17 protein-coding genes are annotated in these 16,601 nt (G+C 52.2%); 9 read left to right on the forward strand and 8 right to left on the reverse strand.

The window, feature by feature from the left end; genetic code table 11:
- Nucleotides 1–15: 15 nt before the first annotated feature.
- The 5 genes from CAFE_RS07295 to CAFE_RS07315 form a co-directional block, all read right to left on the reverse strand.
- Nucleotides 16–930 carry an N-acetylglucosamine kinase gene (locus tag CAFE_RS07295; protein ID WP_156990219.1) on the reverse strand — a complete coding sequence of 305 codons (915 nt, stop codon included), beginning with the start codon at nucleotides 928–930 and terminating at the stop codon, nucleotides 16–18.
- Between the two features lie 17 nt (nucleotides 931–947).
- Nucleotides 948–1,766 (reverse strand): NlpC/P60 family protein, encoded by an 819-nt coding sequence (locus CAFE_RS07300; protein ID WP_156990220.1) that lies wholly within the window; start codon nucleotides 1,764–1,766, stop codon nucleotides 948–950.
- Nucleotides 1,767–1,821: 55 nt separating this feature from the next.
- Nucleotides 1,822–2,301 (reverse strand): GNAT family N-acetyltransferase, encoded by a 480-nt coding sequence (locus tag CAFE_RS07305; RefSeq protein ID WP_330593879.1) that lies wholly within the window; start codon nucleotides 2,299–2,301, stop codon nucleotides 1,822–1,824.
- Between the two features lie 24 nt (nucleotides 2,302–2,325).
- Nucleotides 2,326–3,465, reverse strand: coding sequence for an exo-beta-N-acetylmuramidase NamZ family protein (locus CAFE_RS07310; RefSeq protein ID WP_156990221.1), 1,140 nt, complete (start codon nucleotides 3,463–3,465; stop codon nucleotides 2,326–2,328).
- A gap of 176 nt (nucleotides 3,466–3,641) precedes the next feature.
- The gene (locus tag CAFE_RS07315) at nucleotides 3,642–4,529 is read right to left on the reverse strand and encodes a MurR/RpiR family transcriptional regulator (protein ID WP_228725041.1); all 888 of its coding nucleotides are present in this window, start codon (nucleotides 4,527–4,529) and stop codon (nucleotides 3,642–3,644) included.
- A gap of 351 nt (nucleotides 4,530–4,880) precedes the next feature.
- Between CAFE_RS07315 and murQ the strand changes: the two genes are divergently transcribed.
- Both murQ and nagZ read left to right on the forward strand, forming a co-directional pair.
- A complete protein-coding gene (gene murQ, locus CAFE_RS07320; protein ID WP_066648948.1) occupies nucleotides 4,881–5,810 on the forward strand; it encodes an N-acetylmuramic acid 6-phosphate etherase in 930 nt (309 codons plus the stop codon).
- Nucleotides 5,807–7,360 carry a beta-N-acetylhexosaminidase gene (nagZ, locus tag CAFE_RS07325; protein WP_156990223.1) on the forward strand — a complete coding sequence of 518 codons (1,554 nt, stop codon included), beginning with the start codon at nucleotides 5,807–5,809 and terminating at the stop codon, nucleotides 7,358–7,360. The genes murQ and nagZ overlap by 4 nt, the downstream gene beginning before the upstream one ends.
- A gap of 74 nt (nucleotides 7,361–7,434) precedes the next feature.
- On the opposite strand, the gene CAFE_RS07330 is transcribed toward nagZ, so the two are convergent.
- On the reverse strand, nucleotides 7,435–7,953 hold the full coding sequence (locus CAFE_RS07330; RefSeq protein ID WP_156990224.1) for a P-loop NTPase family protein: 519 nt from the start codon (nucleotides 7,951–7,953) through the stop codon (nucleotides 7,435–7,437).
- A gap of 22 nt (nucleotides 7,954–7,975) precedes the next feature.
- Complete coding sequence (locus tag CAFE_RS07335) at nucleotides 7,976–9,202, reverse strand: MFS transporter (protein WP_166525091.1); 1,227 nt, start codon at nucleotides 9,200–9,202, stop codon at nucleotides 7,976–7,978.
- A 452-nt stretch (nucleotides 9,203–9,654) separates the two neighbouring features.
- Between CAFE_RS07335 and CAFE_RS07340 the strand changes: the two genes are divergently transcribed.
- The 7 genes from CAFE_RS07340 (at nucleotide 9,655) to CAFE_RS07370 (ending at nucleotide 15,171) form a co-directional block, all read left to right on the forward strand.
- On the forward strand, nucleotides 9,655–10,695 hold the full coding sequence (locus CAFE_RS07340; RefSeq protein ID WP_156990226.1) for a D-alanine--D-alanine ligase family protein: 1,041 nt from the start codon (nucleotides 9,655–9,657) through the stop codon (nucleotides 10,693–10,695).
- Nucleotides 10,692–11,807, forward strand: a complete 1,116-nt coding sequence (locus tag CAFE_RS07345) for a KamA family radical SAM protein (RefSeq protein ID WP_330593882.1) — start codon at nucleotides 10,692–10,694, stop codon at nucleotides 11,805–11,807. The genes CAFE_RS07340 and CAFE_RS07345 overlap by 4 nt, the downstream gene beginning before the upstream one ends.
- 278 nt (nucleotides 11,808–12,085) lie before the next feature.
- Entirely contained in the window at nucleotides 12,086–12,937 is an 852-nt protein-coding gene (locus tag CAFE_RS07350; protein WP_166525092.1) for a transporter substrate-binding domain-containing protein, read from the forward strand.
- A gap of 68 nt (nucleotides 12,938–13,005) precedes the next feature.
- Nucleotides 13,006–13,668, forward strand: coding sequence for an amino acid ABC transporter permease (locus tag CAFE_RS07355; RefSeq protein ID WP_233452743.1), 663 nt, complete (start codon nucleotides 13,006–13,008; stop codon nucleotides 13,666–13,668).
- Nucleotides 13,669–13,680: 12 nt separating this feature from the next.
- Nucleotides 13,681–14,403: an amino acid ABC transporter ATP-binding protein gene (locus CAFE_RS07360; RefSeq protein ID WP_066648971.1), complete on the forward strand. Its 723-nt coding sequence runs from the start codon at nucleotides 13,681–13,683 to the stop codon at nucleotides 14,401–14,403.
- 72 nt (nucleotides 14,404–14,475) lie between these two features.
- The gene (locus tag CAFE_RS07365) at nucleotides 14,476–14,907 is read left to right on the forward strand and encodes a DMT family transporter (RefSeq protein WP_083210239.1); all 432 of its coding nucleotides are present in this window, start codon (nucleotides 14,476–14,478) and stop codon (nucleotides 14,905–14,907) included.
- A 78-nt stretch (nucleotides 14,908–14,985) separates the two neighbouring features.
- The gene (locus tag CAFE_RS07370; RefSeq protein ID WP_066648976.1) at nucleotides 14,986–15,171 is read left to right on the forward strand and encodes a hypothetical protein; all 186 of its coding nucleotides are present in this window, start codon (nucleotides 14,986–14,988) and stop codon (nucleotides 15,169–15,171) included.
- A gap of 53 nt (nucleotides 15,172–15,224) precedes the next feature.
- Here CAFE_RS07370 and CAFE_RS07375 read toward each other — a convergent pair whose 3' ends face one another.
- On the reverse strand, nucleotides 15,225–16,595 hold the full coding sequence (locus CAFE_RS07375; protein WP_330593883.1) for an aldehyde dehydrogenase: 1,371 nt from the start codon (nucleotides 16,593–16,595) through the stop codon (nucleotides 15,225–15,227).
- Nucleotides 16,596–16,601 lie beyond the last annotated feature (6 nt).

A 16,601-nucleotide genomic window follows, 5' to 3' on the forward strand; every position in this document is an offset into this window, starting at 1 on the left:
TTTTTTGCGGGGCCGTCAGGCTCCGCTGTTTTGCAGTGCCATCATCGCGGCGCCGTAAGCCGCGTCCCTGGCCGGAATTACGCATTCCAACCCCGGATACTCTTCCGTCAGCTTTTTCAGAAGTCCTTCACGGATGAAAAGATTTTTCTGCAGAATACTTCCTGAAAACGCGAGGGAACCCTTCTGAAATCCCAGCTGCTCTAAAACCGGAACAGCCAGAAGAAACAGTTCCGTCACACACCGGTCCGCAATGGCCAGAGCCGTCCCGTCACCCTGCGCGCAGGCTTCCGGCAGCAATTTGGCAAGCGCGGCAATCTCCCGTTTCCCTGTATTTTTATCATAGACAAACCGCACGATTTCGTCCGATGTTTTCAGTCCGTTCCGGGAAGCGAGCATACCGGACAAAACCGTCGGTTTTTCCCGCCCGTCCCCGGCCCTGACCACGGCGGAAAGGATATCCCGTCCAATTGCGTACCCGCTGCCGCCGTCGTCAATCACATGGCCGCACCCGCCCGTCCGGTGTCCCCGGCCTTCCAGGTTTCTTCCATAGCAGACAGAGCCCGTGCCGGCGATCAGAATCACGCCGCAAAGTTCTCCCATCGCCCCGAACAGCGCGGTCTGCTGATCGCCCGTAATGCAGAGCGGGCCGTGATACCCGCAGCTTTGAATCAGCTTTTCCAGCCTGCCCCCAACCTCCGGATTGCCGATTCCCGCCGCGCCAAGGCAAACCGCGCGGCAATTACTCAGCCCGCGGGACTGCTCAAGCCGCAGGAAAATCTCACGCATGCTTTTTTCAACATTCCGCTCGTCGGTCCCGTTGTAATTGATGCCTCCGGAAGAAAAACGCTCCCGCTCTGTGGCGGACAGGTCACAGACGGAAACGGCTGTCTTGGTTCCGCCGCCGTCCATTCCAACTACATATTGCTCCATGCCGTCCTCCGCCCTTTTCAGACAAAAATGCTGCCGCAGCAAAGCAGCTTTTTCGGCAGATCTCCACGGTAATCCGGCGCGCCCGGGTCAAGACTGTTCACCACGACGCCGTGGCAGTTATCTCCCGCTGTTGAATGAATGTAACGCCCGTTCCCCATGTACATTGCCACATGGCCCGGGAAAAACAGAAGGTCGCCGGCTTCAATCCGGTCTAGGCTGATTTTCCGCATGGGAAATTCGGAAAGGATATGGGAATCCCGGCAGATCTTGATTCCGTTCAGCAGATAGGCCATGGAGCAGAGTCCGCTGCAGTCGATGCCGAGCGGGGTCTTCCCGCCCCAGCGGTACTGTACGCCCAGATAAAGGCAAGCGGTCTGAACCAGCGCTCCGCGCAGTTCTTTCGGCTCTTTCCTTTTCCAGTCCGACGGCGGATCGGTTAGGAAACCTTCCCAGATCCAGCCCATGCGTCCGTCACAGAGATTTACTTTTCTGTAGCCGTTTTGGGACTCTTCCGTGACGCCAAGCAGCGACCCGCGGTACAGGCCCGCAACAATGCGGCCCTGCACTTTGGGGACGTCCAACACATCGGCGCACGCCTGCCATACGAGCTTTTGAGGCATGCTGCTCCACCGCTGCAAAACCTCGTCGCCCACACAGAGATCATGCCCGCTCACCCAGCCCTCGTAAAGATAATCGGTCCGGACGCGAAGCCACTCTCCGCCGTCCTCAAGGACATCGACCCGCATGCCGCAAAGGGCTTCATCCGCCGTTTCGCTTTTTTCATCCGGCGCCTGCTTCAGCGCGGCTGCGGACGAACGTATTCGTGCAGATTTCATTTTCTTCCCTCCTAGTCGTTATAACAACATATCTCAGCCATTATCCCTCCGTCGGTCAGGAGGAAAATCCTATAAGCGTGGAATAAACTCCCGGCGAGGAGCGTTCGATAGAAGTCGCGCCGACCGTTTTTTCATAAAAAGGCAACGCGTCGCCGACTCCGCCGATTACCGCGTAAGCATACCCCTGAGCGCGCATTGCACAAAGGCATTTTTTCAGCAGAATCGCTCCGACGCCCTTTCCGCGCTCCGACTTTAAAACGCCGGTTGGACCGAAAAAGTCCTTTGCGGTTGCGTCGTAGCAGGCAAAGCCTACGATTTGCTTTTCCCTCACCGCTACAAAGCAGGTGGGCGGATGATTCGTACAGGCCGCCATGCACTCGTTTGCCCAGCCCTCGCCGAACGAACGTGCAAACTCGACCGCTTTGCCGATATCCGTGGCAAGCAGTCTGAATACCCGGATCCCCTCTTTTTGCAGCCGAAGCTCCTCTTCGAGATTTTCCTCTATCTCATAAAGCCTGACCAAAAGATCAATCACAGAAACGCTTCCTTTCACGGTTGGTTATCCATAAAGCCTGTATTGCTCCGTTTGTTCCCTGAACCGGAGGCTTTCCAGCCGGTATTCTTCCAAAATATCCTCCGGCGAGCGAACCGACGACGCAAGCGCGGAATCCCCGCTCAGCAGGTCGATAAAGCGCCTTCCGCCCACCTTTTCCGGCGGAAGAAACGTAAACTCCTCGTATTCCGCCCGCAGATCACTCAAAAGATGTATTCCGACGTCGACGGGGCGCGCACTCTTCCTGTCCGTCACATGGATCTGAACGCCGCCGCACATGCGGCCGCTGTATTTTGACGCGCACGGGATAAAGTGAACCGGCCGGAACCACACGCCGGGCAGCCCTTTCCGGTTCATCCGCCCGGCAAGCTCTTCCGCGCGGAGAAAGGGAGCGCCGACCGCTTCAAACGGCAGAGCGGTCCCCCGCCCCTCCGACAGGCAGGTACCCTCAAACAGACAGGTCCCCGGGTACAGCAGCGCCGTGTCAAACCGAGGAATATTCGGACTGGGCGGAACCCATACCGTTCCGTAATCGGGAAATTGCATACACCTCTGCCAGCCATGGCAGGGAACAACGTGAAGATCGCAGTCCAGCCGCTCTCTGCGGTTGACCATGGCCGCAAATTCTCCGGCCGTCAGCCCGTAGCGCATGCAAAGCGGATAGCCGCCTACAAACGAGCGGCATTCCTCCCGAAGGCAGTTTCCCTCCACCGTCGTGCCGTCCAGCGGGTTCGGGCGGTCAAGTATAATCAGGGATTTTCCTGCCTTTGCACAATCCTCCAGAGCATACTGAAGAGTATAAAGGAACGTGTAATACCGCGTGCCGACGTCCTGAATGTCATAAACCACCGCGTCAACCTGACGGAGCATCTCCTCCGTCAGCCGTTTTGAATTTTCTCGGTAAAGGCTGTAAACCTGCACGCCCGTCTCTTCGTCCCGGTAAGAATCGACCGTTTCGCCCGCCGCAAGATTCCCCCGCACCCCATGCTCCGGTGAAAAAAGCGCGCGCAGGCCGAATCTTTTGTGAATCAGTTCAATGGTCGTTTTTCCCTGGCTGTCAATCCCGGTCGGCGAAGTGATCAGCCCCAGTCTTTTCCCGCGAAACAGTTTATCATATTCTTCCAATCGATCAATTCCGAATAACATACCGGATTCCCTCTTATGTACCCAGGTTTCATGCCATTTTCTTTGAAACCGGACTTAAATTAAAATCAGTGTAGCCATTCACGTTTTATTTGTCAACATAAACTTTCAAAGCATCAATCATTTTTGAATTTTTATTTCATCGCAAGAAGGCTTTCGCCTGAATAACAGTCCAGTCTTCAGCCTTTGTCCCAGTTCAGATGCTTATGCTTACCCGCCAGTACATTGTGCGTTTTTGTCAGCAGGGCCTTCACGTTCTTATAATTCGCGCTTGCAACGCCGGTAAACAGAATATCGACGATGTTGAGCATCGCAATGCGCGACCCCATGGCCCCGCTGCGAATCGTAATCTCCGGAGTGGAAAAGTTCAGCACAAGATCCGCTTCGTTCGCCAGTTCGCTTTTTACATATCTTGTAATGGCAATAATCGTGGCCTTCGATTCCTTCGCCACCTCAAGCGTGTTTAGAATGTCAAGCGTATCTCCGGAATTTGAAATCAGCACGGCCACATCCCCGGATTTTAAAATACTTGCGGCCGTCAGCTGAGAATGCCCGTCCGTATAGGCAAAGCATGTTTTTCCGATTCTCGTGAATTTCTGCTGGGCATCCATGCAGACCAGTCCGGAAGCTCCGATTCCATAAAAATCGATGCGGCTGGCCTTTCTCAGCAGTTCTACGGCGCGGCCGATCGCATCCCGGTCAATCACGCTCATGGTATCCTCGATGGACTTCCGGTTATTTCGGGAGACATTTGTGATGATCGTCTGCAAGTCATCCCCCGGCTGAATATCCGTATACTCGCTTTCCGTTTTGTCGGCCGAGCCCAGCGCCGCGGAGACCGCCACGATGAAGTCCCGGTAGCCGCGATACCCAAGCGTTTTGCAAAATCGCAGTACGGAAGCGTCGCTGGTGTGGCTTTTTTGGGCCAGCCCTTTCACGGAAAGATGCGGAATTTGGTCTTTGTTCGCAAAAACATACTCTTCTATGGTTCTCTCCACCGGCGTCAGGGAATTACGGATGCCCCGCAGCCTTAAAAAAATATTATCGTCCAGTGTAATGAAACTCACTCCCTCTGTCAGGTGTTTCGATGAAGTTTATTGGCAAGAATTATTCATATCTTATATGAAAAGTTATCCTTTTTCAACTATTTTGTACCTTTTCCTGTAATAAATAAAGGATTTGAAATAAAATTTCATTATAAAATATTATTTTGACTTGTATTGACAACCCGAATTCTTCAATTTATAATTAAGTTCAATATAAGGCTGCAACTGGGCAGCTATGATTGGCGGTCTTTGATATTGCGGTATTTGAAAGCCAACTCGCAAAACGGGTTGGTCTTTTCTTTTTGAACGGGCAGGCTTAAATCCCTTTAAAAACTCCAAACTCTCTATGATATCTAAGAAGGTGAATGGTCAATGGATCAATACCTGTCGGGTCTTACAACAGAAGGCAGCAATCCCAGAACCCTTCATATCGACGAATGTGAAACCGAAGAAATTCTGGCCCTGATGAACGAAGAAGACCAAACCGTACCGCAGGCGGTCCGAAAAGAGCTGGTTCCCATTGCCCGGGCTGTGGATCTTTGTTTCCAAGCGCTGAAACGCGGCGGAAAGCTGTATTATGTGGGCGCGGGTACGTCCGGTCGTCTGGGCGTACTTGACGCCAGCGAATGCCCCCCTACCTACGGAACCGACCCAAGCCTGATTCAGGGCTTTATCGCGGGCGGAGACCGCGCCCTGCGTGAAGCGGTTGAGGGCTGTGAAGACGACGCGGAGGCGGGCGAGCGCCTTATTATGGACCATGGTATTACCGAAAACGATATTGTCGTCGGCATTACCGCAAGCGGAGGGACGCCTTTTGTTCTTGGGGCCGTAAAAAGGGCCGGGGAACTGGGGGCGACAACCGTCGGCTTGGTCAACAATGCAAACACAAAGCTCGGCGCGATTTGCGACGTTTGCATCGCTCCCATCGTCGGACCGGAAGTAATCACCGGTTCCACCAGAATGAAAAGCGGAACGGCGCAAAAGCTGGTCCTCAATATGCTGACTACCGCTGTCATGATCAAGATGGGAAAAGTCTACAACAATCTGATGGTCGACCTGAAAGCCGGGAATCAGAAGCTGTACGACCGTTCGGTCCGGATCATCCGGACCGCAACCCATGCGGATGCGGAAACAGCCGAAAAATATCTGAAGCTGGCCGACATGCATGGGAAAACCGCCATCCTGATGATTGAAACAGGGTTGGATGCCACTCATGCGCGCCAAGCTCTCGCGGCCTGCGGCGGCAGGCTGAAGGCAGCCATTCTGAACGCCCGGAACCGGAAAGAGGGTCAGCCGTTATGAGAAAAGAGTTAACTCTTCGGCAAAAAGCCGGCCAGCGCGTCATGACCGGCCTGGCGGGAACCACGCCGGATCCGGATTTCATTTCCATGGTGCGGGAATACCAGATTTCCAACGTGATCCTGTTCCGCCGCAACATTGAAAATCGGTCTCAGCTCGCCCGTCTGTGCGGGGAAATTCAGGATCTGATTTTATCGGAAACCGGAAGCAGAGCTTTGATTGCAATAGACCAGGAAGGCGGCACGGTAACGCGCCTGCCCTCCGATTCCGTCAACATTCCCGGCGCCATGGCGATCGCCGCGACCGGAGACCCGTTGAATGCTTACAAAGCCGGAAGAATCACCGGCCGGGAGCTGAAGGCTCTTGGAGTCAATTTTAATTTTGCCCCCGTTCTGGATGTGAATTCAAACCCGGAAAATCCCCTTATCGGAGTTAGAAGCTATGGGGATACCCCGGACCCGGTTTCGCGGTTTGGTATTCAGATGATGCGCGGACTTCTCGAGGCGGGAATTCTGTGCGCCGCGAAACATTTTCCGGGTCACGGAGACACCGACGCGGACTCTCATCTGAATCTGCCCTGCGTGGGAAAGTCCTTGCCGGAGCTGCTCGAAACAGAGCTGGTCCCGTTTCGGCAGGCGATCCTGCACGGGCTCCCGGCAATGATGAGCACCCATATTCTTTTTCCGGCACTCGAACCCGAAAAAATTCCCGCGACGATGTCCCGCAGGATTCTGACCGGGCTGCTGAAAGAAAAACTGGGATTCGGCGGGCTTGTGATTACGGACTGTCTGGAGATGAAAGCCATTCAGGACTTTTACGGGACCATCAACGGCGCAGTAGCCGCGGCCGGAGCCGGAGCCGATATGGTTCTAATCTCTCACAGCAACGCTTTGGCGTCGGAAGCGGTTCTCGCAATAGAAGACGCACTGCGGTGCGGAAAGCTGGATTTGAGTGAATCAGACGCTTCCGTTGAAAAAATCTTAAAGCTGAAAGAGATTTATGCGCAAGCTCCGCAGGGAACGCTTGAAGCAATCCGCATATCGGACCGGGAGACAATTCGGGAGATGACTGCCAAGTCCGTTACGCCGGTCGGCAGACCGGGCCAAACGCTGCCCCCGCTTGGCAAAAATCCATGCTTTGTCGGAAGCTCCATCCACCAGACCACAGTCGTTGCGGAAACTGCGAACGGGTCTCTGTCTTTTCCGAGCCGAATGGCGGAGAGATTCGGCGGCCACGCTCTCGTCACACCGGTGGACCCGGTCCCAGCGGACCTTGAACCTGTTCTTGCAAATGCCGGCCGCTTCAGCTGTTTTGTGTTTGGACTCAACTATGGCCTAAAGCATCCGGGGCAGTTGAAAGCGGCAAATCTTCTGGCCGAAACCGGCGTTCCAACCATTGCGGTATCACTGCGCGAACCGTACGAACTGAAAAAACTGTCTGCGGATATTTATTCTCTCGCGGCTTATGAATACAGCGCGGCCGCGTGCGACGCTGTCGCCAAGGTTCTTTCCGGGGAACTTTCCGCGGCGGGGCGTCTTCCGGTAACCCTGTGAAAGAAAAGCCAACATAAAGCTGATCGAAGCCCCGGATTCACTTTTATCCCCGACAGGAATGCGGAGAACGGCACTCAGCGTGATCCGCGAAAAACATCCAGAATAAAACGTTCAATCTGATTCCGGGTTTTCAATATTACGGTTTTGGAAGGATACCGCGAAGCTATCCGGCGATAATGGTCCCGCCTGCTTCTGGTTCTCCCCCGATAAAGAATCCACCAGATAAATTCCGGATCAAGCTTTTCAATACATCCATCCGCCATACTTTCACGGGTTCGGTTTTTATTTTGCAGATACCTTCTGACGGCTCTGCAGAAACAAACTGCCCGGGGGAAATTTAAAATAATTATTCGGTCCGCCCGCTGCAATCGCTCGTTTTGCAGAAATTCTTTGTAATTACCGTCAATGATCCAGGACTCATTGCTCATAAAATTCCGGACAATGGAGCAGCTCTCTACCCGGTCCCTTTCCACCCAGTTGGGTAAATATTGGACGGTATCGAGAAACAGTACGGGAATCCCATAAAATTCGGCTAATCGTTTCGCAAGAGTCGATTTGCCGCTGCCGCTATACCCTAAAATTGCGATTTTCATATTTCACCGCCCACTGCCATGGTTAAAGCTGCGTTTTGTCCGGCGCGCATTCTTTAACCTCAACCCTTTGAGTTGCGTAAAACCCGATTGCGGCGCCCAGCGCGGCGGCAATTACCCCCACCAGCAGCATGGTTCCGACTCCTTCGCTGTCTAAAAGAAGTCCGCCGAACAAGCTGGCCGTAACTCCGCCGAAGGTGGTTGCGGCCGTCATGAAGGCCTGGCCCTTGGCCAGGTCTTCTTCTTTGATCACTTCATTCACATAATAGATGGAAGCCGGAATGAACAGCGCATAAGAGCAGAACTGCAGCACCTGCGCGGCATAGAGCATCCGGACACTGGTCGCCATCAAAGTGATCACTGTTTTCACCGTAAAGAAAACGAGAGAAAATTTTAAAATTGAGCTGCAGCGGATCTTTCTGACAAGGAAATCGCAGAGCATCATCGCGGGCAATTCAATCGCCGCCGCAATCCCGGTTGCGATCCCCATTTCTTTCGAGGTGCCGCCCACATGCTCCGTAATCTGTATAAAGTAGTTATTGATCATGGAGTGAGAGCAAAATGTAAGAGAAACCGCGACCATCAATGCCGCAAATCGTTTGTTATGGGACAAAAATGATAGCACAGACTCCGGATTCGCGCTCTTAGACTCCATTTGTCCTTGGGAAGATTCCGTTTGGACTGTTCCGGATTTCAAAGCAAACTGGCACTTTGAAAAAAAGAAAATCACCAAACAAAGCGCCGAATAAAGTCCAACCGAAATAACGGAAAGCGAATTCGTGCCGAATTGTTGAACCAGAATTCCCAAAAGAACGGAAAGCACGGCATACGACAGGGATCCGAATCCTCTTGAAAAGCCGAAGTTGATTTCAATGCCCTGATTAATGATCCTCATTCCCAAGGAGTTCAGAAAGGGCTGCAAACTAAAAAGAACGGTAAGCTCAAGGATAAAAAGAGCCGCCAGGACGGGGGAAACATGTGAAAGAAAGCACCGAGCCGCAGCGAAGGCGCCCGCTGTTCCCGCCATCGCAATAATGATGCCGTTTATCGTAATTTTCTCCGATCTGTCGGCCAGTCCGGCAATCAAAGGCTGCAAAAATACCGCCAGAATATTCGCGACAGCAAGCACAATGCCAATCTGGCTGTTTCTGAACGATTTAGACAGCAGAAACACCGACGCGAAATTCAGGCTGCTGCAAAACGCAGACCAGTAAAAGCCCTGCGCCGCGGAATACCAAACGGTAAATCTCAAGTTCAGGTCTTTGCGGATATTGATAGGACCAGCCACCTTTTCACGGAAGTAAAAGCGAACGAAAAGCCAATGATTTCGTCTGAAAAAAAGGTATTTTATTCAGAAATCACAATTAATTATACTTCAGAAAAACCGGCAGTTCAACAAGGGACGGTTTAATTTTTTTCAATTCCCGGAGAACAAGGCGAATCGCGCGGAACACTCTCTTCCCAAATATGCGCTTCTGTCACAGGAGAATAAAAACAAAGTTTGACATTCGATGATTGACCCAGACATTTTTCGAAAGTAACAGGGCCAGCCGGATATTTGAGAAAAACGATTCCACATTGCCGCATTTGTGAAGAAACGGCGATTTTTCAAGATTTTCTTTTACATCCATTTTGCTATAATGAAGCAAGCAAAAATAAACGGTGGTTCTCTCAAAATTTATAAAGAAAACGAGAGTGTTTTGAATGGAAAATGACAGCTTTCCTCCCCCGTTAAAAATCGGAATTGCTTATAATCTGCAAAAGGGTTCTTCATCTGGGGCCGAAGACATGGAGGCGGAATACGACTCTTTCGAAACGATCAAAGCCATACGGGAAGCGCTGGAATCTGCGGGACTTCGCGCAGAGCTTTTAGAAGCCGACTCTGAATTTATTGAAAAAGTAAAAAGCGCCGGGGTCGATCTTGTTTTCAACATCGCCGAAGGCACCCAGGGCAGAGGCAGGGAATCGCAGATCCCTGCCATTTTGAGTTTTTTGGGCATTCCCTTCTCCGGCTCGGATGAAACGACGCTTGCCGTATCGCTGGACAAAGCGCTTGCCAAGCGATATCTTTCGACCTATCAGATTACAACCCCCCATTATCAGTATCTGAAAAACCCGCAGGCTCGGCGAAACGCTTCCCTCCGGTTTCCGCTGATCGTCAAGCCGGATTCCGAAGGCTCCGGCAAGGGAATCACCGAGCTTGCCGTGGTGGAAAACGAGGAACAATTAGACGGAGTCCTTGCAAGGAATTTCAGCCTTTACGATGAACCCATGCTTTTGGAGGAGTACATCCCCGGGCGTGAATTCACGGTTGGCATTTTAGGCAACGAAGACCGGCTGACCGTGTTTGAACCGATGGAAATCTGCTATCTTCAGCAAGGGATTGGGAACCGGATTTACAGTTACAGGATCAAAAAAAACTATCGGCATTATGTCAAATACCAATGCCCGGCCAGTCTTGACCCGGAATTATGCGAGTTCATGAAAAAAACGGCAAAAGAAATCTATCAAGCGCTGGAATGCAGGGATTTTTCACGGATCGATTTCCGCCTTTCAGAGGATGAAACTCTCTATTTTATCGAAATCAACCCTCTGCCCGGTCTGGCCCCCAATTACAGCGACTACCCCATGCTGGCGGAGTTTTGCGGCATGGATTACAGGACCTTGATTTTGAGCGTTCTGAACAGCGCGCTTGTGCGATACGGGATGAACCCGGTCGCTCTGAATCGAGGGGATCTTCCATAAACAGTTATCATAACGCCGGGCCCTGGTCGGGGGTTGCGGCTGAACAGTGGAACGACTGGAAATGGCAGATGCACAACAGAATCACAACCGCGGAACAGCTTGCAAAGGTCGTTCCCCTTCCCGACAAAGAACAGGCTGAAATCGAACAATGCCTTCGGCGCTTCCGTATGGCGATCACACCTTATTACGCCTCCCTGATTGATCCGAACCAGCCGGACAGTCCGATTCGAAAGCAGGCGGTTCCGTCCATCCGCGAGCTTCAGGTTGATCCCTGCGACCAGACGGATCCCCTGTGTGAAGACCGCTATTCCCCCGAAAACGGGCTGGTGCACCGCTATCCGGACAGAGTTCTGTTCCTTCTGACCCATCAATGCTCCATGTACTGCCGGCACTGCACCCGGCGCAGAATGGTCGGATGCGAAGATTTTTCTCTGGGCGCCGATGATCTCGACAAGGCGTTCGGCTACATAGAGCGGCATCAGGAGGTTCGGGATGTTCTTCTTTCCGGCGGCGATCCGTTTGTATTATCGGATGAGTGGCTGGAAAAAGTCATTCAGAGGCTTCGTTCCATTCCTCATGTGGAAATCATCCGCATCGGAACCAGGACTCCCGTGGTACTGCCGATGCGGATTACCGACCATCTGCTTTCCATGCTGAAGAAGTACCAGCCGATCTGGATCAATACTCACTTCAACCATCCGGACGAAATTACGCCCGATTCCGCGCGGGCCTGCGAAAAAATTGTGGACGCCGGCATTCCCCTGGGAAACCAGAGCGTTCTGCTTCGCGGCGTTAACGACCGGCGGGACACCCTGATCAGGCTGTTTACCGGGCTGGTTCAAATCCGCGTTCGCCCCTACTACCTGTATCAGTGCGACCTTTCCAGCGGCATCGGCCATTTTCGAACTCCTGTTGCGGAAGGCATCGAAATGATGAAGCAAATCCGCGGTTATATTTCCGGCTTCGCCGTACCGGAGTTTGTGATTGATCTGCCCGGAGGCGGAGGGAAAACCCCCGCCTCTATGGATTACATTGTTCACATGGACAACCGGGAAACCGTCATGAAAAATTTTGAAGGGAAGCAATACCGCTACCCGGATCCGCTTCGATAAGGCGTCCCAAACCGCAGCATATAATCTGTACGCTGCGATACGACTGATATCGCAGCCTGCATCGAACCCGATGCAACAGGAAACCAATACGGCAAATTTGACATTTTGATAAAAATCCGTTATAATAACAGACAACTTTACAGAATATGTAAGTTGCCTGTTATTATTTTCCAATTAGTTCTTAAAGAATGAATTGGAACTATATTTTTAATAGATGCTACAACTCACAACAAAGTTAAAAATTGTAAGTTGCTATTTGAAAGGAGACCAAAATGATTATGAAAAGAATTGGCCGGATGATCGCAGCTGCTCTTTCGGTATGCATGCTGTTGTCCGCATGTTCTCCCTCTAGCGGAATGCAGGACGGCCAGTCGGCCGTCAACACATCCGGAAGCCAGGCCAGTGCGCCGAAAAGCGGCGACACCAGTCTTCAGCGCGTATTAGACGCAGGCAAGCTAACGGTGGTCGGCAGCGGCGGTTACCCGCCCTTTAATTACATAGATGACAGCGGCAATGTCATCGGCTTTGATGTGGACGTTGGGCAAGAAATCGCCAAGAGGATGGGCGTCAAACTGAATTACGTTACCAGTGAGTGGTCCGGTCTGATCGAAGGGCTGCGCAACAGTCGATACGATGCGATCCTTGGAAGCATGGCGATCACGGAGGAGCGGCTCCAGTCCGTCAATTTTACGACTCCGTACTATTATTCGGGGGCTCAATTAGTGGTAAGAAGCGATTCAGGCTTCACCGATCCCAATCAACTGAAAGGTAAGAAAATCGCCGTTGCGACCGGCACAAATTTCGAGCAGGATGTAAACGCCCTGGGCGCGGAGAGTGCTCTTTACGATGACGACAATTCGACGATGCTGGAGCTAATCAGCGGTCGGGTTGACGGAGTCATTACCGACCGGCTGGTGGCGCTGGAAGCCAAACGCAAAATGAAGGAAGGCGACCGGTTTCAACTGCTTGGCAAAGTTATGCGCGTTGAAAAAATGGGAATCGCAGTGAATCAAAACGACACGTCCCTATTAAACAAGCTGAACGAAATCGTTCAGGCCATGCACGACGACGGAACACTGACGCAAATCAGCAAAAAATGGCAGGGCGGCGCGGACATTACGGTTCAGTAGGTCCAAAAACGAGAGAGACACGACAGGGTCCGTGAACGGGCCCTATCGCCGTGGAAGGTGAGTTTTATTTGAACGAATGGATTACATATATTACGAAATATTTCAGAGTCTTTGTCCCTGCCTCTGTGATGACATTGAAGGTTACAACATTCGGAATCCTCATCGGGATTCTGCTCGGAATGTTTTTTGCCCTGATGCGCATTTCGAAATACCGGGCGCTGGCCGTTCCGGCTAAAGCCTATATCTGGGTGATCCGAGGCACTCCCCTGCTTTTGCAGCTCCTGCTGATTTATTACGGTCTTGTCGGCGTTGTGAAAATGGATAACCTCCCCGCCGCTTTTGTCGCACTGGGTGTTCACAACGGCGCGTACATCGCGGAAATTTTCCGCGGGGCGATCCAGTCGGTGGACCGCGGCCAGACGGAAGCCGGGGTTTCGCTTGGGATGACCAGACGGAAGGTCATGCGGCGCATTATTTTCCCCCAGGCCTTTAAACGAGCTCTGCCTTCCCTGAGCAATCAGTTCATCATCGCGCTGAAGGATTCCTCCCTCGCCAGTTCCATCGCCGTCCCGGAGCTGCTGCTGAAAGCGAAGCAAATCGGGTCCGCGAACTTCAAGCTGATGGAATCGCTTTCGGTCGCGGCCGTTTTCTATCTGGTAATGACCTCCGTCTTAACGATTATTACCGGCCTGATCGAACACGCTTTAAAAACCAGCAGCCGTCAGGCGTAAGGAGGGTTCCATATGATAAAAATTGAAAATCTGAGCAAATGGTTCGGAAAAAATCAGGTTCTGGACAATATCAGCCTGAATGTGGACCCGAGCGAAGTGGTGGTCATCATCGGCCCCAGCGGCTCCGGAAAAAGCACCCTGCTCCGCTGCGTCAATTTTCTGGAAAAAGCACAGCGGGGCACCATTTCGATCGACGGAAAAGTCTATACGCAGAAAAGCAAAAAGCTGAATTTGATGCGCCAGGAGGTTGGAATGGTATTTCAGCATTTTAATCTGTTCCCGCACATGACGGTCATGAATAACGTGATCGAAGGACTGACACAGGTAAAAAAAATACCGAAGAGCAGGGCGGTTGAATTGGGAAAAAGCATGCTGGACAAGGTTGGCCTGCTGGACAAAGCGGACACTTACCCCGCGATGATTTCCGGCGGGCAGAAGCAAAGGGTCGCCATTGCCCGCGCGCTTGTCATGCAGCCTAAAATCATGCTGTTTGACGAGCCCACGTCCGCGCTGGACCCGGAGCTTGTCGTCGATGTTCTCGAGGTGATGAAAAACCTGGCCGGCGACGGCATGACGATGATGGTCGTCACGCACGAAATGCGCTTTGCCCGCGAGGTTGCCGACAAAGTTGTTTATATGGACCGGGGACGTCTGATTGAATCCGGCACCCCCGATGAGATTTTTGACCACCCGCAGGAACAGAGGACGCAGGAATTTCTCAGCAGAATCCTGTGATGAGGTCTTTATAGGTATGCGGCGCTCGATTGAGGAAAGGATAATAGCAATATCGTCTGGGAGGTTTCTCACGTGGTGGCTGTTCTTTTCAGCATCCTTGCGGGCGCCGCAATGAGCGTTCAGGGGGTTATGAATACTCGCCTGAGCGACCGTATCGGCCTTTATGAATCAAATGTTCTGGTACAGGGAATTGCGTTTCTGCTGTCCGTTCTTGTCCTGCTGTTCCTTGGAAAAGGGAATTTTGCGGAACTGGGCGGCATTAACAAAATCTACCTGCTCGGCGGTTTTCTCGGGATTGTCATAACGATTACCGTGATGCTCTCAATCAAAGGACTGGGACCGACCGTTGCAATTTCCATTATTCTGATTTCGCAGCTTGTTGTAGCCGCGCTCATCGACGGCTGCGGCTGGTTCGACACGGACCGCATTGCTTTTTGCTGGCAGAAATTCGCGGGAGTCGTGCTGATGATCGGCGGCGTTCTGCTTTTTAAGTGGAAAAATTAATGCAGCCTTGTGATCGAATGCTGTTTTCCCCCGGCCGATATGAATTTTTCCGGATAATTGGAGAGGATTGGTTTCGATATGTATTCCTATATAAAGACGGAGCCCGGACAATGGTCCGTCGGAGATTTTACAGAAGAGGGAGAATGGCGGGCCGAAAGCGTATGGTATACGCCCGAGGAGGCCGCGGAACGCGCTCACTGGCTGAATGGAGGAAAGACGCCGGTGACGGACGATGATGAAGCAACCTCCAACGGACAGAGATAAAACAGCACCGCGCGGTTCGGAACGCCGCGCGGTGCTGTTTTATCTCTGTCCTGTCAATGTAAAAACATGCGAATCAGTCTCGCCTTAAACGCTGTGTGCGGAGGATACCGAAACGGCAGATCGATCCAGTATGATTTTTTGACGATACTTTTATAGTGGCTGAACGTATCGAAGCTCGCCTTTCCGTGGTAGCTTCCCATCCCGCTGTTTCCGACTCCGCCGAATCCCATATGGGAGGTTGCCAAATGAATGATGGTATCGTTTACACAGCCGCCGCCGAAAGAGAGAGAACCGAGCACCCGGTTCTGCGTTTTTCTGTCTTTTGTAAAAAGATAAAGTGCAAGGGGCTTTTCCCTCTGTCTGATAAAATCGATTGCTTCCGTTATATCGTCGTAGACGAGCACCGGCAGAACCGGCCCGAAAATTTCTTCCCGCATCACGGGCGACTGCGCGGTGACTCCGTCCAGAATGGTGGGCGCAATTTGTCCTTTATCGTTTGTCCGCCCCCCGGTGACAACACTCTCTCCCTCCATCAGGTTTTTCAGCCGGGTAAAATGCTTCTCATTGATAATTTTGGGATAGCTGTCGTTGTCCAGCGGAGAGTCACCGTAAAAGCCCTTGATTTCGTCAATCAGATCGTGCAGAAACTCGTCTTTCACCGTCTGTTGAATCAGGAGGTAATCCGGTGCCACGCAGGTTTGCCCCGCGTTCAGGAATTTTCCGAACGCGACCCGTCTCGCGGCAATTTTCAGGTCCGCGGTCGGGTCGACGATGCAGGGGCTTTTCCCGCCGAGCTCCAGGCTGACCGGGGTCAGGAAGCGCGACGCGCTTTCCATTACCTGTTTTCCGACCGCGACGCTCCCGGTAAAGAAAATATAGTCAAATCTCTGCTTTAAAAGGTCCTGATTCTCTTGACGGCCTCCCTGCACAACGGAAACATATTCCGGGGAAAAGCAGTCGGCGATCAGCTCCGCAATCACCTGCGAAGTGCGGGGAGCGTACGCCGACGGCTTGACAATCGCGCAGTTCCCCGCGGCGATCGCCCCGATCAGCGGCTCCAGACTGAGCTGGAACGGATAATTCCACGGGGACATGATCAGCACGACACCGTAGGGCTCCGGAATCTGAAAACTTCTGGAATGGAACTGTGCCAGCGGCGTCGGCACCCTCCTGGGGCGCGCCCAGCCGCGCAAATGTTTTGTGATGAAACGCAGCTCATCCAGGACCATGCCGACTTCCGTCATATAGCTTTCAAATTCCGACTTGTTCAAATCGGCTTTCAGCGCAGCGTAAATGTCTTTTTCTCTTTTTAGAATTCCGGATTTCAGAATGTTCAGCATCTCCATCCGGCGCTCAACAGGCTTTGTCTCGTCCGTTAAAAAATAAGATCTCTGCGCCTGCGTTAATGTAACAAGGTCCGTAATTACCAC

Source organism: Caproicibacter fermentans, assembly GCF_009746625.1.
Taxonomy (GTDB): domain Bacteria; phylum Bacillota; class Clostridia; order Oscillospirales; family Acutalibacteraceae; genus Caproicibacter; species Caproicibacter fermentans.